Source organism: Asanoa ishikariensis (assembly GCF_900107455.1).
GTDB lineage: Bacteria > Actinomycetota > Actinomycetes > Mycobacteriales > Micromonosporaceae > Asanoa > Asanoa ishikariensis.
The window spans coordinates 262459-284572 of the sequence record NZ_FNQB01000004.1 but is presented as its reverse complement, the minus strand read 5'-3'; the positions used below and the strand labels follow the sequence as shown (position 1 = coordinate 284572).

Here is a 22114-nt window from a genome sequence, read left to right as displayed (position 1 = left end):
GACCCCGCGGAAGAATACAGCACGGCCCACCCGCGCATCGGGCCCAAGTAGCAGTAGTGACGGTCTCACCGTTGGTGATCGATGCCGGGGTCCAGGAGGAACGAGCGGTCGCGGCCAGGACCATCCGCAAAGCGCTCACCGTCATCGCGCGAAGACCATCCGCTCGGACGTGCGCAAGGATGGTCCCGTGACGCTGGTCCTCGATGCCGACGCGGTGCGTGCCGCGTGTGGTCCGCTCGCCGCCGTCGACGCGATCACGGCCGCGCTCGTCGCCGGCCTCGATCCGGCCGCCGATCTCCCCCGCCAGACCGTCCCGTTGCGCGGCGGTGAGTTCCTGCTGATGCCGTCAGAGCGCTCGCAGGCGTACGCCGGGATCAAGGTGGTGACCGTCGCTCCCGACAACCCGACCCGCGGACTCCCCCGCATCCAGGCGTCCTACCTGCTCTTCGACGCCGAATCGCTCAGCCTGCGCGCGGTGCTCGACGGCACGGCGCTGACCACCCTGCGTACCCCCGCGGTGTCCGTGGCCGCCGTGCGGTCGCGACTGTTGGCCATGCCCGGCCCGTTGCGGCTGGCCGTCTTCGGCGCCGGTCCGCAGGCGCACGGGCATGCCGCGACGCTGGCCGCGACGGTGCCCATCGCCTCGACGACGCACCTGGTCAGAGACGACCTGGGGACCCCTCGGGCGGAAGACGTCCTGCGCGCGGCCGACGTCGTCGTCTGCGCGACCTCCGCCCGGACCCCACTGTTCGACGCCAACCTGATCCAGGACCACGCCGTGGTCATCGCCGTCGGCTCCCACGAGCCCGACGCCCGGGAGGTCCCGGCCGCGCTGTGCGCGCGAGCCACGGTCGTCGTCGAGGACGTGGCGACCGCCCTGCGTGAGGCCGGCGACGTCTGCCTGGCGGTGCGGGACGGGGCGATGCGGACCGACGATCTGGTCCCGATGCGGGACATCGTCACCGGACGCGTCCGACCCGCGCGCGACCGGCCTTTGTTGTTCAAGAGCGTCGGCATGTCCTGGGAGGACCTCGTCGTCGCCGAGGCCGTCATCCGCGCAGGTAGGTGAGCACGGCCGACACGCGCCGGTCCGACGCCGGATCCAGCGGGAGCTTGGCGAAGATGTTGCCGATGTGCTTGCGTACCGCCGCCTCGCTGACGAACAGCTTTCCCGCGATCGCGTTGTTCGTATGGCCTTCGGCCATGAGCGCCAGGACCTCGCGTTCGCGGTCCGTGAGTGTCGCGAGTGGACCGTCGGCGTGCCGGCGGCGGACGAGTTGGCGGACGACCTCGCCGTCGACGACGGTGCCGCCCGCCGCCACGCGGTCGACGCTGTCGAGGAAGTCGCGCACGTGGCCGACCCGGTCCTTGAGCAGATAGCCGATGCCGCCGCCCGGGGCCGAGTCGAGCAGGTCTCCGACGTACGCGTCGGCCACGTAGGCGGACAGCAACATGATGGCCACGCCGGGATGTTCGGCCCGGATGATCGCGGCCGCGCGCAGGCCCTCGTCGGTGTGGGTGGGCGGCATGCGGATGTCGGTGATGACGATGTCAGGTGCGGTGCTCGCCACGTACGTGAGCAGGGCCTGGCCATCGGCGACCGCCGCGACGATCTCGTGGCCCGCCCGTTCGAGTATCCGCACCAGCCCCTCGCGGAGCAGGGCCGCGTCCTCGGCCACCACGATCCGCAGCGGCGTCACTGGATCTGGCACGTCATCCTCACCTGGGTCGGGCCGCCGGCGGGGCTGGTGACGTCCAACTCGCCGTCGAGGGCGTCGAGTCGGGCGCGCAGCCCGGCCAGACCGGTGCCCGCCTGCGGGTCGGCGCCTCCGATGCCGTCGTCGACCACCGACACGACAAGGGTCCCGTCTGAGGTCCACGCGTGCACCTGCGCCGACCGGGCGTGGGCGTGCTTGGCGACGTTGGTCAGGCTCTCGCTGACGAAGAAGTACGCCGCGGCCTCGATCGCGGGCGGGAGCCGGCCTTCCACGGCGAGGTCGAGGTGGACCGGGACGGGTGACCGGCCGGCGATCTCGTGCACGGCCGCCGCCAGACCGTGGTCGGTGAGCACCTGCGGGTGGATGCCCCGGATCGTGGTGCGCAGATCGGCGAGGGCCTGCTCCGCCTGCTGGTGCGCCTCGCGGACGAGCTCGAGGCCGGGACCGCTGGGCAGGTCGAGCTCGGCGCTGCCCAGCGTCATGGTCAGCGCGACCAGCCGCTGCTGGACGCCGTCGTGAAGGTCGCGCTCGATCCGGCGCCGTTCGGTCTCGAACGCGTCGACCAGCCCGCTGCGGGATTTGCGGAGCTGCGCGACCGCCTCGACCAGCCGCGCCTCGGGTGGGTCCAGCAACTGCCGGACCAGTGCCGCCTGGCCACAGGCCAGCGCCGTGATCGCGTAGAGCACCAGGACGAGGGCGACGAGGCCGACCGCCACCGCCGCCCACGCCTTGCCGGTGCCGTCGACCCGCCATCCGGCGACCTCGAGCGTGTCGTACCGGACCAGCAGCGGGGCCAGCAGCAGCACGACCGGGGCGGTCAGCAGCACCAGCGCCACGGCGTCGACCAGCCAGAACAGCGTCGCGAGCAGGACGGTGACGCCCATCTCGGGCCAGGAGAGGGGCCGCCGGCCGTCGCGGGGGGCAAGAGGGCCGCGCCTTCCCGGGATGACCAGCCGGATCCGCCAGCGCTCGCCCCGGGCGGCGAGGTGCGCGAGCGTCGGCAGGCCGGCGAGGACGAACAGCCCGGCGACCACCACGATCGTGGCCACGCCGACCCCGAGCACCACGACCATCACGAGCAACCAGGCCAGGCCGATCGGCAGGGTGCTGGCGACGTAGGCGAGCGCCCGCCACGGCCACACCGACGTCAGGAACCGGACGGGGCGGCCACGCACGGCCGACCAGGCGTCCGGGAACCGACTCACTCGCCCAACCCTACGGACCGATCCGGCGGTACGCGGTAGCGCGCACGCTACCTCGATGTCGCGTCCAGGCCCGTGTGCCGCGACCCGCCGGCGGCTGCACTGGAGGGCATGAACCAGGCTGCCGTCACGCTCGACGGTCTCACCCGTACCTACCGCTCGCGGGCCGGCTCCGTGCACGCCCTGCGGGGCGTGACCCACGTGGTCCAGCGGGGCACCTTCACCGCGATCATGGGCCCCTCCGGGTCCGGCAAGTCCACCCTGCTGCAGCTCGCCGCCGGCCTCGACCGGCCGACCAGCGGGCGGGTGACCATCGGCGACACCCGGTTGGACAAGCTGAACGAAACGGCGTTGACCCGCTTCCGGCGTACGTCGATGGCGTTCGTCTTCCAGTCGTACAACCTGTTGGACTCGCTCACCGCGTTCGACAACGTCGCCCTTCCCGCCCGGCTGGCCGGACGCCGGGCCGACCGGGCGGGTGTGCTGGCGGCCCTCGCGCACGTGGGCCTGCGCGACCAGGCCAGGCGCCGGCCCTCGGAGCTGTCCGGCGGTCAGCAGCAACGGGTCGCGATCGCCCGGGCGGTGTACGGCCGGCCCGACGTCCTCTTCGCCGACGAGCCCACCGGTGCCCTGGACCGCGGGACCGGGCGCGACGTCCTCGAGCTCCTGCGCTCGCTGACCCAGGGCGGGCAGAGCGTCGTCATGGTGACGCACGACCCGCTGGCCGCCTCCTTCGCCGACGGTGTGCTGTTCCTCGCCGACGGGCAGATCGTCGGTCACCTCGCGCGCGCCGACGCCGGCCAGATCGCGGCCGCGATGAACGAGCTGGAGCGATGATGCTCGCGCTGGCACGGCAGACCGTTCGCAGCTCCTGGCGCGGCTACCTGGGCGCCTTCGTCGCGTTGCTGTTCGGCGTCGTGCTGATCGCCGTCACCACGACGCTCATCGGGTCCGTGGACGCCACCTCGAACCTCCCGGGTGTCACCGCCGACCAGCGGACCCAACTCGACGACCTGGCCGCGATGTTCGGGATGATGTCGGCGGTCTCGGCGTTCATGGCCCTGTTCGTGGTGGGCAGCACGTTCGGCTTCGTCGTGGCCAGCCGCCGGCGTGAGCTCGGCCTGCTCCGCCTGGTCGGCGCGACGCCACGACAGGTGCGGCGCCTGTTGCTGGGCGAGTCCACCGTCGTCGCCGCCGCGGCCACCACCGTCGGCTGCCTGCTCGGCACGATGCTGGCACCGGCCGTGCTCGACCTGGTGCGGACCATCGGGATCACCACCCTGCACCTGGAAGCACCGAGCCCGTGGATCGCCTGGGTGGTCGCCGCGCCCGCCGGCGCGGTGGTCGCGCTGCTCGGCGTGTGGCGATCCGCCCGCCGCGCCTCCCGGATCACCCCGAGTGCCGCCCTGCGCGAGGCCGCCGTCGAACGGACCCGCCCCAGCATCGTGCAACTCGCCGTGGCGATCGTGTGCTTCGGCGGCCTGGTCACCGCCATCGTCCTGGCCGCCGACCTGCCCCCGCTGTTCGCGCTGGTCGCCTCCATCCTGCTGCCGGAGGTGGTGGTGATCGGTCTGCTGAGCATCGGTCCCGCCGTCATCCCGCGGCTGGCGGCCCTGCTCGCCCGCCCGTTCGTCGACCGGGACGTGGCGGCCCGCCTCGCCCGCGACGAGGTGCGCGGCGCCGTCCGCACCACCGCTGCCGTCGCCGCCCCGGTCATGGCCATCTCCGCCATCGCCGGGTCGCTGCTGCTGTCCCTGAGCTTCACCGCCGACTGGACGACGGCGCAGGACCGGTCCCGGCTCCGCGCCCCGCTCGTCGTCGAGGCCGGCAGCCCCGGCGCCACGGCGGCGGTCGCGGCCGACCCGACCGTCGCCGTCGCCGATGTGCGCCGGCAGGTGACGCTTCAACGCGACGAGGACGGCCGGCCCGGCTCACCGGACGAGGTCGAGATCGTCGACCTCGCGACCGCCTCCACCGCCCGGAGCCTGACCGCCACCCGTGGCAGCATCGACGACCTGCGCGGCCCTTCGGTCGCGGTCACCACGACCTGGGTCACCGATGCCGGGATCGGCCTCGGCGGCACGGTCGCGTTCTGGATCGACGGTGACCGAGTCCCGTTGCGGGTGGTGGCGGTCGTGCCCGACGCACCGGACCTCTACGGCGAGCTCCTCATCCCGGCCGGCCTCGTGCCGCCGACGACCGACGGGCCTGTCTTCGTCGTCCCGCACGGCGACGCCAGCGCTACCCGGGACTCCCTCCGGCGCACGCTGGCCGGCACCGACAGCCGGATCCTCGACGCGTCCGCCTGGATCGACGCCACGGCCGCGCAAACCCGCCAGGCGAACAACGTAGGGTTCACCGTCCTGTTAGGACCTGCCGGGCTCTACGCCGCCATCGCGATCGTCAACGCCACCCTCATCGGCGCGTCCCAGCGACGGCGGCAGCGGGAGCTGGTCCAACTCCTCGGCGCGAGCCCGGACCAGGTGCGGCGGGCGGCCATCTGGCAGGCCGGCCTGGTCTGCGGCACCGCGCTGCTGCTGGGCGGAGCCACCACCGCGGTGCTGGGCTGGCTCGTACGCCGGGCCATCACCGCCGACCTCGCCGCCGTACCCATGACCATCCCGTGGCTACCCCTGCTCGCGATCGGCGTCGTCTGCCTCCTGCTCACCGTCTCGGCAACGGCAGCCGGCCTCAGCTCACGAAAGTGACCGATGGGTGGTGGCTCACATGTACGAGCACCGGCCATCCGCTTTAGATTACGCTAATAATCTAATTCCCCCACCTGGAGGCCTGAGATGACCACGTACCTCATCAACCACTTGCGCATCCCCGGCGGCATCCCGAACGACGCCGGCCTGACCTACCTCGAGCAGGTCGAGGCGACGGTGAAGCCGTACGGCGGCAAGTGGCTCGCCAACGGCGAGCCGACCGTCGTGGAGGGCGCCTGGCACGGTCTGGTGGTCCTCATGGAGTTTCCCGATCGGGCGGCCGCCGAGACGTGGTACGCGTCGCCCGAGTACCAGCGGATCCTGCCGCTGCGCCTCAACAACGCGATCTCCGACATCGTGCTGATCGACAGCCTGCCCGAGGACTACACCGTCCGCGGGTTCGCCGGGCAGGTCCGTGCCGCTGTCGCCGCCGCCGGACAAGGCTGAGACTGGAAGCGGAGCCGTGGCGTGCCGCCGCGGCTCCGCTGTTCGCTACTCGGGAAGCGGGGACGCGGCGTCGCTCACCGCACGCAGGATCTCTTCCGACACAGGGGATCCCGCGGTCGCCCGGGCGAGCAGGACGCCGCCGACGAGCGTGGCCAACGCGGCCAGCCCGGCGTCCCCGGGCGCGATCCACGCGGCCATCTCACGGACACCGGTCGCGTACGTCTGGCGTGGCGCGGGGTCACGCGCGATGTCACCGGCGAACCCGGCGGCCGGACACCCCTCACCCGGGTCGTCGCGATGCTGAACCGACAGGTACGTGTCCAACAGCGCCTGCCACGCCGCCGCGTGATCGTCGGTGTCCTCGCTCAGCTCCGACAGGTAACGCAGCATGTCCGTGAACCCCATGCCGACGGCCTCGTCGACCAGCGCAGCCTTGGACGGAAACCGCTTGTAGAAACCCCCGGGCGTCAGCCCGACGGACTTCATCACGTCGGCGACACCGACGTTCGCGACGCCGCTCTCGCGAAAGAGCCGTGTCGCTGCCTGCACGGCCGCGGCCCGGTTCGCCCGCGCCTCGGCCTGGGATACCCGCCCCATCGATCCACCTTCACTACGCGCCGATCTTCCAGGGCATAGATTACACCCAGAATCTAACCCTGCCCGGCGTGCATGTCCAGGCGGCGGTGCTGCCGATCGGAGGTCGCCGGCGGGTCAGCGAGCTGCTCGGTGCGGACGTCATCGCGCTGGACGGCTCTTGGCGACGTCCTGCTGCCGCGCTAAGCGACCACCGACTGCGGCTCCTTCTGTGCGGCACCTGCGACGCGGCGCACATCGGCGGCCTGGCGCCGCCGGTCGAGGACGGCGACCCGGTCGTGACGTTCGGTGCGACCACCTGGCAGGCACCGCGCGCTCGCCTGCCGATCCGTTCTGGATTTCTGTCGCGCCGCTGATGCGATCAGTCATCCCTGAGTATTTGAAATTGGTGCGGGTCCGAACAGGAGGCGCGCGTGTCGAGAACTGCCTGTCGCGACATAGGTCACCACGGTCAGACCGCGCCATTTCTGGCGTGGCCCATGAGCGTTTGTTCCCCTTCGGGAAATCCGGCCCAGCGTTGGTTTCCGGCCGCCGTCGGCAGATCTGGGCCGGCCTGGATCGGGGTGTGCCGACGCAAGCGGTCAGTGGTCGTCTAGCCGGTCGTGATCGCTGCGACCCGGCAGGCCGTGCCGGTGTCTTCGCGCCCGATCCGGGATGGGTGACCGCGCTCTGCGCCGCATGGCGCGAATCGTTCCGGCCAGCCGTGGACCGCGCGCCTGCTGCTGAACAGTTCACCGGGTCAAGCGCCCTGGGGGCCAGCTCATGCTCGCGGCGGAACTCTTCACCGGCGGGTGAATAACTGCGGGAAGCGGTGCGGTCGCGCATGCCGGCCAGTTCTGCTCTGGTGAACAACGCAAGCTGCCCCACGCATTAATTGTGCCGCATTGCGGCCGCCCGGTCCGGCTCGCCCGGCGATTCAAGTGTGCCAATCTGCAAACAACAAATATTGCGACCCGTCCGTCAATAATGACGTTGTGATATTCCAACATCAATCATTTACGGGCTCGTGAGCCATGCTCGGGCAAGGGTCCTTTTCGCGCCGGTCTCAGCCGAGGGCGGGTGGGTCCAGGTAGTAGCCCTCGTCGGTCGACAGCGTTCCCTTGACCAGCCTCGACTGCTCGTCGGCCAGCAGTTCCTCGTCGCCGCGTTCCAGGGCGTCGAGGGTGGCCACGGCTACCTGGTGCGGGTCGTTCTTGGGCACGTCGAGGTCGCGCACCAGGTCCGTGTCCATGAAGCCGACGTGCAGGCTGAGCACCTCGACGCCCTTGGGGCGCAGGTCGACCCGCAGGGCGTTGGTGAAGTTCCACACCGCCGACTTGCTGATCGCGTACGCGCCGAGAATCGGGCGGGCGTACCACGCCTGGTCGGACACGACGTTGACGATGGCTCCCCCACCGTTGCGCAGGATCACCGGTGCGAGCGCCTGGGATGACCGGACCGTCCCGTACAGGTTGACGTCGAAGACCCGCTGCATGCTCGACACCAGGTCGGGATCGGCCGTGCCCTCGACGTGGAGGCTTCCGGTCCCGGCGTTGTTGACCAGCAGCGTCACGTCGTCGCATTGCGCCGCCGCCGCGGTGACCGACTCGGTGTCGGTCACGTCGAGCTCGACCGCGTCGAGGCCGGGGTGTTCGAAATCGGCCGCGTTGCGCATGCCGACGTAGACCTTCTTCGCGCCGTGGGTCTGGAGTTCCTCGGCCATCGCCAAGCCAAACCCACGGCCCCCGCCAGTAACGAGTGCCACCGCGCCTGGGATCCGCATGATCTGGCGTCTTCCCAGACCCAAGCGGCCTAAACGAATGGGGTCCCCGGAGCACACCGGGGACCCCACAAGTCGCTAGTGCGTGGGCTCGGCCACGATCAGCTGGAACTTCTCGAACTTCACCTTGACGGTGTTGTGCCGGGCGTCGACGGTGCCCAGCGAGACGCCGTTGAACGGGTCGGTCAGGCGGTACTTGCCCTTACCGAGACCGCGCAGCTCGACCGTGCCGTCGAACGTGGCGGCGTAGAACGCGTAGTGCAGCGCGCGATCCTTGCTCACGACGTGCGTCTCGGGCTTGTCGAAGCCGATGTCGTAGAGCTCGCCGCGGTACTCACCGGTGGGCAGCATGTTCTTGTTGTAGAGCTTCACCCACTTGCGCCACACGACCTCCTTCTCCGGTGTGAGGAGGGTGTCGTTGTCCGGGCCCGTCGGGTAGGTGAACTTGGTCGACAGGACGCCGCCGACGCCGTACGTGGACGCGAAGTCGTCGCCGTTGTCGCTGAGCTCGACGTGGTCACCGGCGTAGCTGGCGCCGGTGCCCATCAGCGCGTGCATGGTCTTGCCCTTGTGCCGCACCTGGTACGACGACTCCGGGTCCGAGCCCGGGTACTGGTCGATGTAGGGCAGGTTGTGGAACGCGAACGCCGTCCCACAGGGGCACAGCTCGATGACCGCGTTGCGGTTGGCCTTGTGCGCGGCGTCGTACACGGCCTTCCAGAACTGCGCCAGGCCCTCGGTCGACTCCTCCGGACGCTTGTGGCCGTGCGCCGGGTTGTAGCAGGGCGTGACCCCGTTGAGGTGCTGGCCGTCGATCTTGAGGCCCTCGTAGCCCCACTCACCGATGTACTTCTTGGCCTGGGCGGCGAAGTAGTCGATGACCGGCTGGTACGCGGGGCACAGCGTCCAGGCGTTCCACCACGTCACCCGCTGCATGGCGCCCTTGCTGTCCAGCAGGAGCATGTCGGGGCGGTTCTTGAACAGGTTGCTCTCCGGGTCCGCCGCCAGCGGCGCCCACCACAGCCGCGGCCGCATGCCCTGGTCGCGGATCGCCTTGGTGAAGGCCTTCATGTCGGCCTCACCGCGCGGGAACTTGGCCAGGTTGATGTCCCAGTCGCCCTCGTTGGTCTGCCAGCCGTCGTCGAGCCCGGCCCACTTGAGGCCGACCTCGCGCACCTTGGGCAGCGTCGCGATGACCTGCTCGGTGGTGAAGTTGCGCTCGTAGCCCCAGGCGCACCAGATGCTCTCGAAGCTCGACTTCGGCGACTTGGGCGCGCGCTGGCCAATGTCGCTCATGTAGTCGCGGTACCGCTGCAGCGCCACGAAGTGGTCGCCCGGGTGGGCGGTCAGGAACGTGGTGTCGGTGGTCAGCTTCTCGCCCGGCTTGAGGGTGCGCACGACGTCGCCCTCGACGGCGATGCTCGCGCCACCCGCCGACTTGCTCACCGGCAGGCGCAGGATCCGCGCCACGGGCTCGACGTGGCCGACGGAGATGCCGCCGTCCGGCCGCCAGACGGAGGCCACCGGCGTGCCGCCGCCGTAGTCGGAGGAGTCCATGCCCAGCGAGTTCTTCTGGCTGAACGTGGCCGTCACCGGTCGCACCCAGTCACGCCGGTTGCGGTAGGTGGTGCCCGAGAAGGTGTAGAAGCCGCCGGGCTTCTCCAGCACCTCGTGCGCGCCGCTGCGCCAGCCGGTGACGGCCAGGTCGGCCTGGGACCGGTTGGCGTACGTCACCGACATGACGACCATGCCGGCCAGTCGCTGGAAGGAGGTCAGCTCGACCGTCTTCCGTACGCCCTCGGCGGAGTCGCCCCACACGGTCACCTGGACGCCCGCGCCGTGCCGGGAATGCTTGGTCTTGCGGGTGTCGTGCCCGCGATAGGCGAAGTCGCCGACGGTCGTAGCGCCAAGGACGAGCACCTCGCTGGCGTCGAAGCGGGTCACGTCGACGCCCTGGAGGGCCACCCGGGTGTGCAGCTTCTCGTCGAACTCGACGGTGATGGAGTCGTCGCCGACCCCGACGGTGTCGTGGTCGTGGTCGTGCTTCGGTTTCGCGGCCGCCGGCGTGGCGCCCAGAGCCACGGCAGGGATAGCGGCCAAACCGGCGCCCCCCAGAGCCAACTTCAGTACGGTCCGCCGATTCAGATCAGTCATGTCGCACTCCCTTTCGGGTTCAGTTCGACGAACGTAAGTGGCCTGGAAATGGCTTGTCAATGGTCTGGCACCGGTTGTTTTCTGGTACGGTCACCGACTGCTATGGTCCGGTATGACCGTCACGACGACGCCCACGTCGCGTCGCCTGTTCGCCGACGAGGCGCTCCCGCTCTACGAGCGCACCGCGGCCCAGCTCCTCGATGACCTGCGCGCGGACGCCGCCCGCTCCGGCGACCGGCTGCCCTCCGAGCGGGCCCTGGCCACCCGGTACGCCGTGTCCCGGGTGACGCTGCGTGCCGCCCTCGCCGAGCTCGAGTCCCGGGGCATCGTGCGACCGGCGTCGTCCCGCGGCTGGTTCATCGGCGACCTCGAACCTGGCCCGGCAGCGCCCACCACGCCCCCACCTCAGCCGCAGGTGCAGGGCCTGGCCGACTTCGCCCGCGTCAACGGGCTGACGCCGAGCAGCCGCGTGCTCTCCGCCGCGGTCCGCCCGACGACGGTGTCCGAGGCCGAAGAGCTGCGGATCGCACCCGGCGCCGACCTGTTCGAGCTGCACCGGCTGCGCTACCTCGACGACCTGCTCGTCGCGTTCGAGCACAACCGGCTGCCGCTGGCCGCCTGCCCGGCCCTGGCCACGACCGACTTCACGACCGCTTCGCTGTACGCCACCCTGCGCGCGGCGGACCCACCGCAGCTCCCCCGGGTCGCCGACTACTCGGTCGAGGCCCGACACCCGACGGCGCGGGAGATCGAGCTGTTCGAGATCGGCGACACCATGCCGATGCTCGTCGCCACCCAGCTCACGTTCAACCAGGCCGGCCGCCCGATCGAGCTCACGGTGCAGGTCTACCGGGGCGACCGTTACCGCTTCCGCGCCTCCATCACCAACCGGCCCTAGTCGGTTATCGACCCACGGAACCGGTAGCGGTCACCGCGGTAGACCTGGACGGTGAACTCGATCGGCGCTCCGTCCTGGTTGAAGCTCAACTGGGTCGCCACCAGCATGGGCACGGTGTTGTCGACCTCCAGCAGGCGCCGCTCCTCCTCGATCGGCTGCCGTGCCTCCACTGTGTACTGCGCCAACCGCGGTAGCTGTGGTGGCTTCGCCGCGCGCAGGGTGGCGTACAGCGAAGCGGTGGTGAAGTCGGTCGTGGCCAGGGCCGGGCAGATCGCCAGCGGCAGCAGGTTGTGCTCCAGCACCACCACCAGGTCGTTGAGGTAGCGCAGCCGCCGCATCTCGAACAGCTCGGCGCCGGGTGCGATGCGCAGCATCTCGGACTCCGCGACCACGCAGGGCCGCACCCCGGACTCCAGGACCATCGCGTGGGTGGCCAGGCCGTGCTCCGCCGCGTAGTCGGCGAAACCCTGCACCACGTGCCCGGACGGCCGGCCGTCGCCGGGCTGCTGCGTGCGGCCGTCGCCGGCCGTCAGATCGGTGAGGAACCAACCGCGCGCCGGCGAGGGCGTGATGACGCCCTGCTCCGCGAGCTGGGTCAGCGCCGCCCGCAGCGTCGACCGCGACACGCGGTAGTGCTCGGACAGGACGCGTTCGGACGGCAGCCGGTCGCCTGGGCGGAAACCGCCGGCGACCAGGTCATCGACCAGTCTCGTGGCGGTGCGCCCGTAGAGGAGCGCCGCCGAGCTGGCGGGTAGGGCCTGGGGCAATGCGGGCTCGCGGGGAACGACCATGACGCGCAGCGTACCGGATTACATACCACTTAGACAGTAGACCGGCCAGTTCTAATACCAGTAGGGTCCATTCCACCTTGGTACGGCGAGGAGGAACCACCCCGTGACGAACCCGCTAGACGCCGTGGTCACCCGGCACAAACAGGGGGAACCGGTCGGCATCACGTCGATCTGCTCCGCCCATCCGTTGGTCCTCAAGGCCGCGATGGCACAGGCTCGCGAGGACGGCGACCTCGTGCTGATCGAGGCGACCTCGAACCAGGTCGACCAGACCGGCGGCTATACCGGTATGCGACCGGCCGACTTCCGCGATCTCGTGCACCGGGCCGCCGACGACGCCGGCCTGCCGCGAGACCGGGTGGTGCTCGGCGGCGACCACCTCGGCCCGAATCGCTGGCGCGACCTACCCGCCGAACAGGCCATGGCGCACGTCGACGTGCTCGTGGCCGCGTACGTCGAGGCCGGCTTCACCAAAATCCACCTCGACTGCAGCTACCCGTGTGCGGACGACGTGACGCCGTTGACCGACGAGGTGATGGCTGCCCGCGCCGCCCGCATGCTCGCGGTCGCCGAGCGGACCGCCGCGGCGACCGGGCGGGCCGGCACACTCCGGTACGTCATCGGCACGGAGGTTCCGGTGCCGGGCGGGGCCGAGGAGACGATCGAGGAGCTCCGGCCCACCACCGCCGCCTCGGCCAACCGCACGCTGGACCAGCACCGAAAAGCCTTTGCCGCCAAGGGTTTCGCACACGTCTGGCCCCAGGTGCTGGCCCTGGTCGTGCAACCCGGTGTCGAGTTCGACCACCTCCGCGTCGTCGATTACGACCGGGACCGCACCAAGGACCTGCAGGCGGTGCTGGACGACGAGCCGGCGATGGTCTTCGAGGCCCACTCCACGGACTACCAGACCGTCCCACGGCTCGCCGCCCTCGTAGAGGACCACTGGGCCGTGCTCAAGGTCGGGCCGGGCCTGACGTTCGCGCTGCGGGAAGTCCTGTTCGCCCTGGCCGCGATCGAGGCCGAGCTCGTCGGAGACGGCCGTGAAGGCCTGCCGGAGGTGGTCGAGCGGCGGATGCGCGCCGAGCCCGGCCAGTGGGCGAAGTACTACACCGGCGACGCCGACGAGCAGCGCCTCGCCCGGCGGTTCAGCTACAGCGACCGGATGCGTTACTACTGGCCCGATCCGGAGATCCAGGCCGCCGAGCAACAGCTGCTGGCCAACCTGAGCGGCCGGACGATCCCGCTGCCGCTGCTCAGCCAGTACCTGCCCGATCAGTACCAACGGGTCCGCGCCGGCGTCCTCGCCGCCCACCCCGTCGACCTCGTCCTCGACCGCGTCCGGGACGTCCTGCGCGGCTACCGCCAGGCGATCACCCCTTCGAAATGGCGGCAGGCGGCATGAGCACCCTTCTCGGCTACGACCTCGACCAGTTGCGCGACCTCGGCGCACTCGACACCAGCCGCGAGATCGCGCAGCAGCCGGGCGTGTGGCGGGAGATCGGCCGGCTGGAGGGCGCGGAGACCGACGCGTTCCTCAAACCGCTGCTCGAACGGCCCGACCTGCGCATCATCCTCACCGGGGCGGGCACGTCCGCGTACGTCGGCGAGGTGTTGGCGCCGTCGCTGCGGCGCCGACTGGGCCGCCGGGTGGAGGCCGTCGCCACCACCGACATCGTGGCCGACCCGCTGGCCTGCTTCGCCGAGGACGTGCCCACGCTGCTGGTCTCGTTCGCCCGCTCCGGCGACAGCCCGGAGAGCCTCACCGCCCCAGAGCTCGCCTCCCAGGTGCTGACCGACTGCTGGCACCTCGTGGTGACCTGCAACGCCCAGGGCGAGCTCGCGCGGCAGCACGCCGACCGGTCCAGCTCCGCGGTGGTGCTGCTGCCGGCGGCGGCCAACGACCGGGGCTTCGCGATGACGTCCAGCTTCACCGGCATGGTGCTGGCCGGCCTGCTGACCCTCGGCGGTCGCGACGACGAGTTGGTGGACCGCTTGGCCGCCGCGGCCGAACAGGTCCTGGCCACCCGGCCAACCGCGGCGGCCGACCTCGCCGCCCGCGGCTACGACCGGATCGTCTACCTCGGCAGCGGCGCGCTGCACGGGCTGGCCCGAGAGTCGGCCCTGAAGGTGCTGGAGCTGACCGCCGGCGGCGCGGTGGCGCTGTCCGAGTCCGCGCTGGCCTTCCGGCACGGCCCGAAATCCGTGCTGAACGACGCGACCCTGGTCGTCAGCTACGAGTCCAACGACCCCTACACCAGCCAGTACGACCGCGACATGGTCGCCGAACTGTTGCGGGTCATCCCAGCACGGAACCTCGTTACGGTGACTGCCCACAGTGGCCGGTCGGACGCCTGGGCGTTGCCCGGTGTCGAAGACGTGGACGACGCCGCGCTGGCCCTGCCCGCCGTGATCTGCGCCCAGTTGATCGGCCTGCACTTCTCGCTGGCACTGGGGTGCACACCCGACAACCCGTTCCCCGGCGGCGAGGTCAACCGCGTCGTCCAGGGCGCGATCATGCACCCGCTGCAACACCCGAACCGGAGGTGAGAGACATGTTCCTCGGCGTGGACGGTGGCGGCACCAAGACCGCCTTCTGCCTGCTGCGGCCGGACGGCTCGATCGCGGCCCAGACCTCGGCCCCGAGCACCTACTACTTCAGCGACGGCATCGACCTGGTGCCCCGGGTCCTCAAGGAGGGCATCGGCGCCGTCTGCGCCGCGGCCGGCATCACCCCGGACGGCATCGACTTCGCCTTCTTCGGGCTGCCGGCCTACGGCGAGGTCAGCGGCGACGTCGCGACCCTCGACGCGGCGCCGCGGGACATCCTCGGCCACGACCGCTACCGGGTCGACAACGACATGGTCTGCGGCTGGTCCGGCTCACTGGGTGCCGCGGACGGGATCAACGTCATCAGCGGCACCGGATCGATGACGTACGGCGAGCGGGCCGGGCGCGGCCACCGCGTCGGCGGCTGGAGCGAGCTGTTCGGCGACGAGGGCTCGGCGTACTGGATCGCGGCGCACGGCCTGCAGGCGTTCTCCCGCATGAGCGACGGGCGCGCGCCGGCCGGTCCGCTCCTGGACGTCCTGCGCGAGCACCTGGAGCTGTCCGCCGATCTGGACCTGATCGACGTGGTACTCAACCGGTGGCAGGGCGACCGCGGCCAGATCGCGAGCCTGTGCCCACAGGTCATCACCGCCGCCGAGCGGGGCGACGAGGCGGCGAGCGCGATCCTGCGCGAGGCCGCCCGGGAGCTCGCCCTATTGGTGGACACGACTCGTAGCCAGCTCGGCTACGGCGCCGACGAGCAGGTGCTGGTCTCCTACTCCGGCGGCACGTTCAACGCGACACCGGTGCGCGAGGAGTTCCGGGCGCACCTCCACAAGCTGCACGACCGGTACGACCTGCGCCAACCCCTGTACTCACCGGTCGTCGGAGCGGCGCTGTATGCCGCGAAACAGGCCCGTAGCCCGCTCGGCGTCGACGCGCTCGAGCGGCTTCGGGACACCCCCACCGCCACCGCCGCCTGAGGAGGCACCACATGCCAACAACCATTTCCCGCGTCGGCAAGAGCTGGATCCCGTACGCGGGACTGCTCGTGCTGTTCTGGGGCGTCTGGGGAGCTTTCTCCGCCGTCCCCACCAGTGATTACGGCTACCCCGACGGGATGGTGTACGTCGTCTGGTCGATCACGATGATCATCCCCGCCGTCGTGGCCCTGCGTGGCGCGCGCGTCGACCGCCGCCCGGTCGCGACGTTCTACGGCCTGCTCGTCGGCCTGACCGGCGCCGGTGGCCAGCTCCTGCTGTTCAAGGCGCTGACCATCGGACCGGCGTACCTCATCTTCCCGTTGATCGCACTCTCCCCCGCGATCACCGTGCTGATGGCCATGCTGCTGCTCCGTGAGCGCATCCCGAGGCTCGCCCTGCTCGGCGCGGTCGCCGCGCTGGTCGCGGTGGTGCTCTTCAGCGTCAGCGACGGCGACGGCTCCGCCAAGGGTGGACTGTGGCTGCTGCTCGCCATCGTGGTCTGCGTCGCCTGGGGCGTGCAGGCGTACTTCATGCGCAAGGCGGCGACCGAAGGCGTCAACGACGCCACCACGTTCCTGTGGATGACCATCAGCGGCCTGCTGCTGGCACCGGTCGCCATCTGGATGGCCGGCGGCCTCGCCCTGGACGCGCCGTGGCAGGCACCGACCCTGGCCGCGGTGACCCAGATCCTCAACGCCGTCGGCGCGCTGTTCCTGGTGATGGCGTTCAGCCGCGGCAAGGCCTCGATCGTGGCACCTACGACGAACGCCCTCGCGCCGGTGCTGACCGTGATCCTCTCGCTGATCGTCTACCAGAAGGTCCCGTCGTTCTACGCGACGATCGGCATCGTGCTGGCCATCCTGGGCTCGACCCTGATGGTGTACGCGGACGAGAAGCGCGGCGAGGCAGCGGCCGTGTCCGGCCCGGCCAACCGCGACGTGGCGGTGTCGTAACCCTCGATCCACCCGGCAGCCGCCGGTCCGGGCTCACCCCGGACCGGCGGCTCCGTCTTGCGTGCCAGTAGCGGCTCCACAATGGAGACTCAACGCTCCCACATCCTCCATTGACACACGTCGACGTAGCGGCGACGATATGACCAACGAGCGCGCGCTACCGGAATCGATGCGGTACGGGGAGAAAAATCCGTGAGAATTCCAGCGAGAATCCTGCTCGCCTGCACGATCATCCTCGCGATGATCGGGATGCCGGCCGTGGCCCAGGCCACCGGCAAGCCGGGCGCCAGTGCCTCACAATCCGCCCTCAACCAGCAGCTCCTGGCCGCCAATCCGTGCGGAGGCTGGGACTACGCCTGCGCCGACGGCAACTTCTACGTAGGTGCCCCTTCCGGCATTCCAACCGGGTTGTGCATATTCTCCGGCGTCGCACCGACGCTCGGCGGCTGCACCAACCGGAATTCCTCCGTCACCAACCGCGGCACGCAGTGCAACAACTGCGACTGGATCAGGCTCTACTGGGGATCCAACTACACGGGTGCCTGGTTCTGCATTCAGCCTGGTTACGCCTACGACATGTGGGAAAACCCGGGCCTGGTGTTCAACAAGGGCAGCGGCAAGAGCGGATTCGGCTCGACGGTCTGGCTCAACGCGGCATCGGCCAAGTGGACTGGCGCCTGCTGAACAGGTGAAAGGTGGCCCCGGTCCACGACCGGGGCCATCCCTTGAGGTTCGCTAGGCGACGATCTTCATCTGGGCCATCATGCCGCTCGACGAGTGGTCGATCATGTGGCAGTGATAGGCATACTTCCCGATGTACGGCCCGAAAGTCGCTTGTAGACGGACGGTCTCGCCCGGGCCGACCGCGACCGTGTCCTTCACGCCGGCCTCGCCCGGTGCCGGTGGCCGGCCGTTGCGGTCCAGGACCCGGAACTGGACCAGGTGCGGGTGGAAGTTGTGCGGGATGGCGAAGTTGGTGCTGTCGTTCGTCACGGTCCACACCTCGGTGGTGCCGAGCTTGATCTCCGTGTCGACGCGCTTCTGGTCGAACTCTCGTCCGTTGATGAGGAACCGGCCATTGGTCCGGTCGAAGCTGAGCACGATCTTCCGCTTGCCCGTCGCGGTCGGCAGCGCCGGGAGGGTGCTGAGGCGATCCGGCACCCGGCTCGTGTCGGTGGTGGCCGAGCGGCCGACGTCGAAGCGCATCACCGGCCCGACCTCGGCGTCATTGAGAATGACCTGGCTGCCGACCTTGAACCGGCTGAAGTCGACGACCACCTCGATCCGCTCCCCCGGCGTCATCCGCCACGACCGCACGGCCGCCGGCGCCGCGAGCAGGCCGCCGTCGCTGGCGATCTGGGCGACCTGGGTGTCCTTGCCGAGCCGCAGCGTGAACGTCCGCAGGTTGGAGGCGTTGACGAAACGCAACCGGTACCGCCGCGCGGCGACCGGGAAGTAAGGCTGCGGCTTGCCGTTGGCCAGGATCGTGGTCCGGCCCTGGAAGTCGTCCTTCTCGAAGACCATCCGAGCCTTGTCGTCGAACCGCGCGTCCCGCAGCATGATCGGGATGTCGTAATCGCCGCTGGGCAGGCGCAGCGCGGCCTCCGCCGGATCGTCGATCAGATAGAAGCCGGCGAGCCCGCGGAACACGTGCTCGGCCTCCATGTGATGAGCATGGTCGTGGTACCACAACGTGGCGGCGCGCTGCTTGTTCGGATAGACGTAGTCGCGGCTCTTGCCCGGCGCGAGCGTGTCGGTCGGGAAGCCGTCGCTGCTCGCAGGGGTGCAGCCCCCGTGCACATGCGCCACGGTGCCCATGTCGAGGTCGTTGGTGTGCCTGACGATGGCCGTCCGCCCGGTGCGGACCCGCAGCGTCGGTCCAGGGAACATCCCCGCGTACGTGAACACCTCGGTGCGCGTACCCGGCAGAATCTCGACCTTGGCCTTCTTGGCGGTCACGACGTAGAAATCGTTGTCGCCCTTGGTGGACTGCGGCTGGAGCACCTTCGGAACGGGCATGCGGACACTGAACGGCGCGACGGCCCGTTCCACCGGAGCCACGTGACCGGTATGGCCCGGATGACCCGTCGCGCGCGCGGCCTCGGGCAAAGCCGCGGGCGGCGCCGCGCCGGCGTCGGTGCCCCGCGCGGCACCCGCCGCCCCAGCCGTGACTAGGGCGGCCACCCCTGCTGTCGCACTGACGATGACGTTGCGCCTGCTGACCATCGACCCCTCCACCCGCTGAGTGTCCAAGACCAACTCACTAAGTGCCGGTAGCGACACACAGAGTCATCTTTTCGGTCGAGCGATCGAGCGTCCGGGCGACTGGGGTGAGGATCTTTCAGGTGCTGGCGCCAAGCTCTTCGAGGTCGACGGCGTTGATGAGTGCGGTGATGTCGGGTTCGTAACTCAAGTCGAGCGGGCTGAGCTCCTTGCTGCGCCCCTTCTGAGCCATCAGCTTCTCGTGCGCTGCCGCGTTGAGGATGTCGACCGCGTCAGCGTCGCGCCAGCGCACTCCCTCCAGCGCTCGCCGAGCCACGGAGACGGCGACCAGACAGGGCATGTCGGGGCGCCCGTACGGGTCCCGGCCGTCGTTCCGCAGCACGATCACCCGGGCGGCCCGAAGACCCGGGGCGACGGCGAACGCCTCGCGCAGCGTGACGAGGACCTGCCCACAGACGAACTGTTTGAAGAAGTCAGCCTTGTCGGCCTGCGTTATCTTCTTCAACGAAAGGTTGCCTGCAGCCGTCCGCCCCGGCATCTGCTCGGGGATCGCCTGCGACGCCGGTGGCACCAACACGACGAGCGATACCTCGTCCCCGTCGACGCCCACGGCGTCAGATGCGGCCTCGTTGTCCTCGAATGCCTCCGCCAGCGTCCGCAGCACCGCGTCGGGGTCGTTGCTGACCAACGCCTGCCACTGCTGGTCGAGCGCTTGCTGCCACTGCGCCTGCTGGCTCTTGAGCGCCGCCCACTGCCGAGCTGCCTCCGCATCGGCCCAGGCCGCCGCCTGCTGCTTGGCCGATGTGCGTTCCGCCCGTTTGAACACACCGACCCCGGTAAGCGTCTGCTTCTCGTAGTGGCGATAGATCGCCGCGCGGTCGGGTGGATTTTCGTGGAGCTCGACGGGTATCCGGTCGGTCCATTGGTCGCCGCGGCGCCACAGGGTCGGTCCGGTCCGTTCGGCTACGCCTTTCACGAACCACGGAACGCGGCCCCCGGGCTGGACGAGCAGCGCGCTCTCTCCGCCCTCGGGTTCGAACGTCGTCGCCAGGCAGAGGTCATCCTGGGTCACGAACAGGTAGGTCATCCGCAGGCCGGCGCCCGGCAGCGGGAACTGCCCCACGAACGTCATCGGAATGCCGAACTGTCCGGACACCGGCCAGAACGGTTCGTCCAGCCAGACCGGCTGCCCACCGAGCTTCGGCACAGGCTGGTCGATCGGGTGCGAGGTCGGCCGCCAGGACAGGTCCATCCGCGGCGTCAGCCACCGATCCAGCGGCCCAGCCGCCAACGGCGACGTCTCCGAACCTGCCAACCAACCCATATGGCTCACCCCGTCCTGCGCGAATTGCGGGCGGCGACGAGAATAGGCGCTCACACGTACCCGTCGATGGCGAAGGAGCCTTGGTGAGCGCTGGACTCGCGGCACTGTTGGATGATGTGGCGGTCTTGGCGCGTGCGGCGGCCGCGTCCATCGATGACGTCGGGCTGGCCGCGGCCAAGGCCGGATCGAAGGCCGCCGGGGTCGTCATCGACGACGCCGCCGTCACCCCGCAGTACGTGCGTGGCCTGGCGGCGGAGCGCGAGCTTCCGATCGTCAAGCGCATCGCGCTGGGCTCGCTGCGCAACAAGTTCCTGATCATCCTGCCGGTGATCCTGGTCCTCAGCCAGTTCCTCCCGGTCCTGCTGACCCCGCTGCTCATGATCGGTGGCGCCTACCTGTGTTACGAGGGCGCCGAGAAGGTCTGGGCCAAGATCGCTCATCATGACGCCCACGGCGCGGGCGAGGAACGGCAGGCCGACGAGAAGACGCTGGTCTCCGGGGCGATCCGGACCGACCTCATCCTGTCGGCGGAGATCATGGTGATCTCGCTGAACGAGGTCGCCGACGAGTCGTTCGTGTCCCGCCTGGTGATCCTCGTGATCGTCGCGATCGCCATGACCGTGCTGGTCTACGGCGCGGTCGGCCTGATCGTGAAGATGGACGACGTCGGCCTGCGGCTGTCCCAGCTCCCGGGCGCGGGCGTCGCGCGGTTCGGCCGCGGCCTGGTCAAGGCGATGCCCCGGGTCCTCACGTTCCTGACGGTGGTGGGCACCGCCGCGATGCTGTGGGTTGGCGGACACATCCTGCTGGTCGGTGCGGACGAGCTCGGACTGCATTTCCTGTACGAGTCCGTGCACCACCTGGAGGAGGCGGCCCACGACGCCACGGGCGCCCTCGGCGGCCTGGTGGGCTGGCTGGTCAACACGATCGCCAGCGCGATCGTCGGTCTGATCGTCGGCGCGGTGATCGTGGCCGTCATGAGCGTGACGTTCCACCGGAGCAAGGCAACGGCCGAGCACACCGACGCGGGTACGGACGAGCCGAAGGCGGTAGACCCGGCCGCAAGCGACAGGTAGCGCCAAACAACGGCCTGCGCCCACCTCGCGTACAAGGTGAGCGCAGGCCGTTGCGGTAACCGTCAGCCGACCCGTTCGATCAGGGCGCGCCGGATCAGGTTCTTGCCGGGCTCGCGGACCGTCTCGTAGGCCGCGTTGTTCAGGAGCACGCAGCTGCCGGACGGGCTGGTCACCCGCACCGTCGTGCTCTTGTTGTTGTCCAGGTTGGTGACACGCAACCGGGTCCCGATCGGGAACGTTCCGCTGGACGCGGCGGGCCCGGCGTTCTCGTTGAAGAAGGTCACGGTCGAGCCCTTGCAGACGACCTCCCCGGACGCCGAGCCGGATCCGCCGCCGGACGGCGCCTTGGTAGTGGGCGCGGTCGTGGGCCGGGTGGGTTTGGCCGGTGCGGCGGCGACCGGGTCGGCGACGACCTTCGCGGTGCACCCGGCGGTGACGCGACGCTGCTGGATGAGGTCGACGACGGCCCGGCGGTTCTCGATCCGCGCCGCGGACTGGGCGTCCGGGTTGGCCCGCTGGCCGGCGATGAAGTTCAGGTTGTTGCGCAGCGCGGTGTCCAGGCCGGCGCAGCTCTCGCCGGCGTTGCTGAGCCCGGTGCCGACCGCGAACGCGCCCGCGAGCAGAGCCACCGCCGCGCCACCGAGGAACAGTTTCCGCGCCCGGCCGGTCGTCCTGCTTTTCCTGTGCATGCGTCGCTCCTCGAACGTCGGCTGCCGGGTTGCAGCACCAGGGGATAC

21 protein-coding genes are annotated in these 22114 nt (G+C 70.1%); 12 read left to right on the top strand and 9 right to left on the bottom strand.

All coding sequences use genetic code 11. From position 1 onward, the window contains the following. Nucleotides 1-187 precede the first annotated feature (187 nt). Nucleotides 188-1069 carry an ornithine cyclodeaminase family protein gene (locus BLV39_RS34035; protein WP_239083544.1) on the top strand — a complete coding sequence of 294 codons (882 nt, stop codon included), beginning with the start codon at nucleotides 188-190 and terminating at the stop codon, nucleotides 1067-1069. Here the strand turns inward: BLV39_RS34035 and BLV39_RS43785 are convergent. Continuing rightward, the gene (locus BLV39_RS43785; RefSeq protein ID WP_204082726.1) at nucleotides 1050-1691 is read right to left on the bottom strand and encodes a response regulator transcription factor; all 642 of its coding nucleotides are present in this window, start codon (nucleotides 1689-1691) and stop codon (nucleotides 1050-1052) included. The two genes, BLV39_RS34035 and BLV39_RS43785, sit on opposite strands and share 20 nt — an antisense overlap. A 5-nt stretch (nucleotides 1692-1696) precedes the next feature. Further along, on the bottom strand, nucleotides 1697-2923 hold the full coding sequence (locus tag BLV39_RS43780) for a sensor histidine kinase (RefSeq protein ID WP_090801358.1): 1227 nt from the start codon (nucleotides 2921-2923) through the stop codon (nucleotides 1697-1699). 108 nt (nucleotides 2924-3031) lie between these two features. Between BLV39_RS43780 and BLV39_RS34020 the strand changes: the two genes are divergently transcribed. From BLV39_RS34020 to BLV39_RS34010, 3 genes are all read left to right on the top strand, one after another. After that, a complete protein-coding gene (locus BLV39_RS34020) occupies nucleotides 3032-3757 on the top strand; it encodes an ABC transporter ATP-binding protein (protein ID WP_090801356.1) in 726 nt (241 codons plus the stop codon). Further along, nucleotides 3754-5628 (top strand): FtsX-like permease family protein, encoded by a 1875-nt coding sequence (locus BLV39_RS34015; RefSeq protein ID WP_090801354.1) that lies wholly within the window; start codon nucleotides 3754-3756, stop codon nucleotides 5626-5628. The genes BLV39_RS34020 and BLV39_RS34015 overlap by 4 nt, the downstream gene beginning before the upstream one ends. An 87-nt stretch (nucleotides 5629-5715) precedes the next feature. Then, nucleotides 5716-6075 carry a DUF1330 domain-containing protein gene (locus tag BLV39_RS34010; RefSeq protein WP_090801351.1) on the top strand — a complete coding sequence of 120 codons (360 nt, stop codon included), beginning with the start codon at nucleotides 5716-5718 and terminating at the stop codon, nucleotides 6073-6075. 45 nt (nucleotides 6076-6120) lie between these two features. Here BLV39_RS34010 and BLV39_RS34005 read toward each other — a convergent pair whose 3' ends face one another. Further along, on the bottom strand, nucleotides 6121-6672 hold the full coding sequence (locus BLV39_RS34005) for a TetR/AcrR family transcriptional regulator (RefSeq protein ID WP_090801349.1): 552 nt from the start codon (nucleotides 6670-6672) through the stop codon (nucleotides 6121-6123). A 68-nt stretch (nucleotides 6673-6740) separates the two neighbouring features. Between BLV39_RS34005 and BLV39_RS34000 the strand changes: the two genes are divergently transcribed. After that, nucleotides 6741-7025 (top strand): hypothetical protein, encoded by a 285-nt coding sequence (locus tag BLV39_RS34000; protein WP_090801347.1) that lies wholly within the window; start codon nucleotides 6741-6743, stop codon nucleotides 7023-7025. Nucleotides 7026-7714: 689 nt separating this feature from the next. Here the strand turns inward: BLV39_RS34000 and BLV39_RS33995 are convergent. Together BLV39_RS33995 and BLV39_RS33990 are read right to left on the bottom strand one after the other, a co-directional pair. After that, nucleotides 7715-8431: an SDR family oxidoreductase gene (locus BLV39_RS33995; protein WP_090801345.1), complete on the bottom strand. Its 717-nt coding sequence runs from the start codon at nucleotides 8429-8431 to the stop codon at nucleotides 7715-7717. Between the two features lie 75 nt (nucleotides 8432-8506). Then, nucleotides 8507-10582 carry a glycoside hydrolase family 36 protein gene (locus BLV39_RS33990; protein WP_090801342.1) on the bottom strand — a complete coding sequence of 692 codons (2076 nt, stop codon included), beginning with the start codon at nucleotides 10580-10582 and terminating at the stop codon, nucleotides 8507-8509. A 112-nt stretch (nucleotides 10583-10694) separates the two neighbouring features. On the opposite strand from BLV39_RS33990, the gene BLV39_RS33985 reads away from it, so the two are divergent. Next, nucleotides 10695-11480, top strand: coding sequence for a GntR family transcriptional regulator (locus BLV39_RS33985; protein ID WP_090801340.1), 786 nt, complete (start codon nucleotides 10695-10697; stop codon nucleotides 11478-11480). Here BLV39_RS33985 and BLV39_RS33980 read toward each other — a convergent pair. Next, nucleotides 11477-12271, bottom strand: a complete 795-nt coding sequence (locus BLV39_RS33980) for a GntR family transcriptional regulator (protein WP_090801338.1) — start codon at nucleotides 12269-12271, stop codon at nucleotides 11477-11479. The genes BLV39_RS33985 and BLV39_RS33980 overlap by 4 nt on opposite strands. 103 nt (nucleotides 12272-12374) lie before the next feature. Here BLV39_RS33980 and BLV39_RS33975 point away from each other — a divergent pair, with 103 nt between their 5' ends. The 5 genes from BLV39_RS33975 to BLV39_RS33955 all read left to right on the top strand — a co-directional run bounded on the left by BLV39_RS33975 (nucleotide 12375) and on the right by BLV39_RS33955 (nucleotide 17438). After that, a complete protein-coding gene (locus BLV39_RS33975) occupies nucleotides 12375-13673 on the top strand; it encodes a D-tagatose-bisphosphate aldolase, class II, non-catalytic subunit (RefSeq protein WP_090801336.1) in 1299 nt (432 codons plus the stop codon). After that, nucleotides 13670-14818, top strand: coding sequence for an SIS domain-containing protein (locus BLV39_RS33970; protein WP_090802792.1), 1149 nt, complete (start codon nucleotides 13670-13672; stop codon nucleotides 14816-14818). Before BLV39_RS33975 ends, BLV39_RS33970 begins: the two co-directional genes overlap by 4 nt. 5 nt (nucleotides 14819-14823) lie before the next feature. After that, nucleotides 14824-15801 (top strand): N-acetylglucosamine kinase, encoded by a 978-nt coding sequence (locus BLV39_RS33965; protein WP_090801334.1) that lies wholly within the window; start codon nucleotides 14824-14826, stop codon nucleotides 15799-15801. 11 nt (nucleotides 15802-15812) lie between these two features. After that, nucleotides 15813-16754, top strand: a complete 942-nt coding sequence (locus BLV39_RS33960) for a DMT family transporter (RefSeq protein WP_090801332.1) — start codon at nucleotides 15813-15815, stop codon at nucleotides 16752-16754. Between the two features lie 192 nt (nucleotides 16755-16946). Then, complete coding sequence (locus tag BLV39_RS33955; protein WP_143050007.1) at nucleotides 16947-17438, top strand: hypothetical protein; 492 nt, start codon at nucleotides 16947-16949, stop codon at nucleotides 17436-17438. 51 nt (nucleotides 17439-17489) lie between these two features. Here BLV39_RS33955 and BLV39_RS33950 read toward each other — a convergent pair whose 3' ends face one another. Continuing rightward, nucleotides 17490-18773: a multicopper oxidase family protein gene (locus tag BLV39_RS33950; RefSeq protein ID WP_204082728.1), complete on the bottom strand. Its 1284-nt coding sequence runs from the start codon at nucleotides 18771-18773 to the stop codon at nucleotides 17490-17492. A 322-nt stretch (nucleotides 18774-19095) separates the two neighbouring features. Continuing rightward, a complete protein-coding gene (locus BLV39_RS33945) occupies nucleotides 19096-20301 on the bottom strand; it encodes a hypothetical protein (RefSeq protein ID WP_143050006.1) in 1206 nt (401 codons plus the stop codon). 83 nt (nucleotides 20302-20384) lie between these two features. Between BLV39_RS33945 and BLV39_RS33940 the strand changes: the two genes are divergently transcribed. Continuing rightward, entirely contained in the window at nucleotides 20385-21377 is a 993-nt protein-coding gene (locus BLV39_RS33940; protein ID WP_090801323.1) for a DUF808 domain-containing protein, read from the top strand. Nucleotides 21378-21439: 62 nt separating this feature from the next. Here BLV39_RS33940 and BLV39_RS33935 read toward each other — a convergent pair whose 3' ends face one another. Then, nucleotides 21440-22066, bottom strand: coding sequence for an RlpA-like double-psi beta-barrel domain-containing protein (locus BLV39_RS33935; RefSeq protein WP_090801321.1), 627 nt, complete (start codon nucleotides 22064-22066; stop codon nucleotides 21440-21442). Nucleotides 22067-22114: the final 48 nt, after the last annotated feature.

Coding starts and splice junctions, on each gene's coding strand:
- BLV39_RS33980 (WP_090801338.1), bottom strand. CDS start 12,271: ATGGTCGTTCCCCGCGAGCCCGCATTGCCCCAGGCCCTACCCGCCAGC.
- BLV39_RS33970 (WP_090802792.1), top strand. CDS start 13,670: ATGAGCACCCTTCTCGGCTACGACCTCGACCAGTTGCGCGACCTCGGC.
- BLV39_RS34005 (WP_090801349.1), bottom strand. CDS start 6,672: ATGGGGCGGGTATCCCAGGCCGAGGCGCGGGCGAACCGGGCCGCGGCC.
- BLV39_RS33950 (WP_204082728.1), bottom strand. CDS start 18,773: ATGCCCGTTCCGAAGGTGCTCCAGCCGCAGTCCACCAAGGGCGACAAC.
- BLV39_RS34015 (WP_090801354.1), top strand. CDS start 3,754: ATGATGCTCGCGCTGGCACGGCAGACCGTTCGCAGCTCCTGGCGCGGC.
- BLV39_RS33935 (WP_090801321.1), bottom strand. CDS start 22,066: ATGCACAGGAAAAGCAGGACGACCGGCCGGGCGCGGAAACTGTTCCTC.
- BLV39_RS34010 (WP_090801351.1), top strand. CDS start 5,716: ATGACCACGTACCTCATCAACCACTTGCGCATCCCCGGCGGCATCCCG.
- BLV39_RS34020 (WP_090801356.1), top strand. CDS start 3,032: ATGAACCAGGCTGCCGTCACGCTCGACGGTCTCACCCGTACCTACCGC.
- BLV39_RS33965 (WP_090801334.1), top strand. CDS start 14,824: ATGTTCCTCGGCGTGGACGGTGGCGGCACCAAGACCGCCTTCTGCCTG.
- BLV39_RS33995 (WP_090801345.1), bottom strand. CDS start 8,431: ATGCGGATCCCAGGCGCGGTGGCACTCGTTACTGGCGGGGGCCGTGGG.
- BLV39_RS33960 (WP_090801332.1), top strand. CDS start 15,813: ATGCCAACAACCATTTCCCGCGTCGGCAAGAGCTGGATCCCGTACGCG.
- BLV39_RS33945 (WP_143050006.1), bottom strand. CDS start 20,301: ATGGGTTGGTTGGCAGGTTCGGAGACGTCGCCGTTGGCGGCTGGGCCG.
- BLV39_RS33990 (WP_090801342.1), bottom strand. CDS start 10,582: ATGACTGATCTGAATCGGCGGACCGTACTGAAGTTGGCTCTGGGGGGC.
- BLV39_RS33985 (WP_090801340.1), top strand. CDS start 10,695: ATGACCGTCACGACGACGCCCACGTCGCGTCGCCTGTTCGCCGACGAG.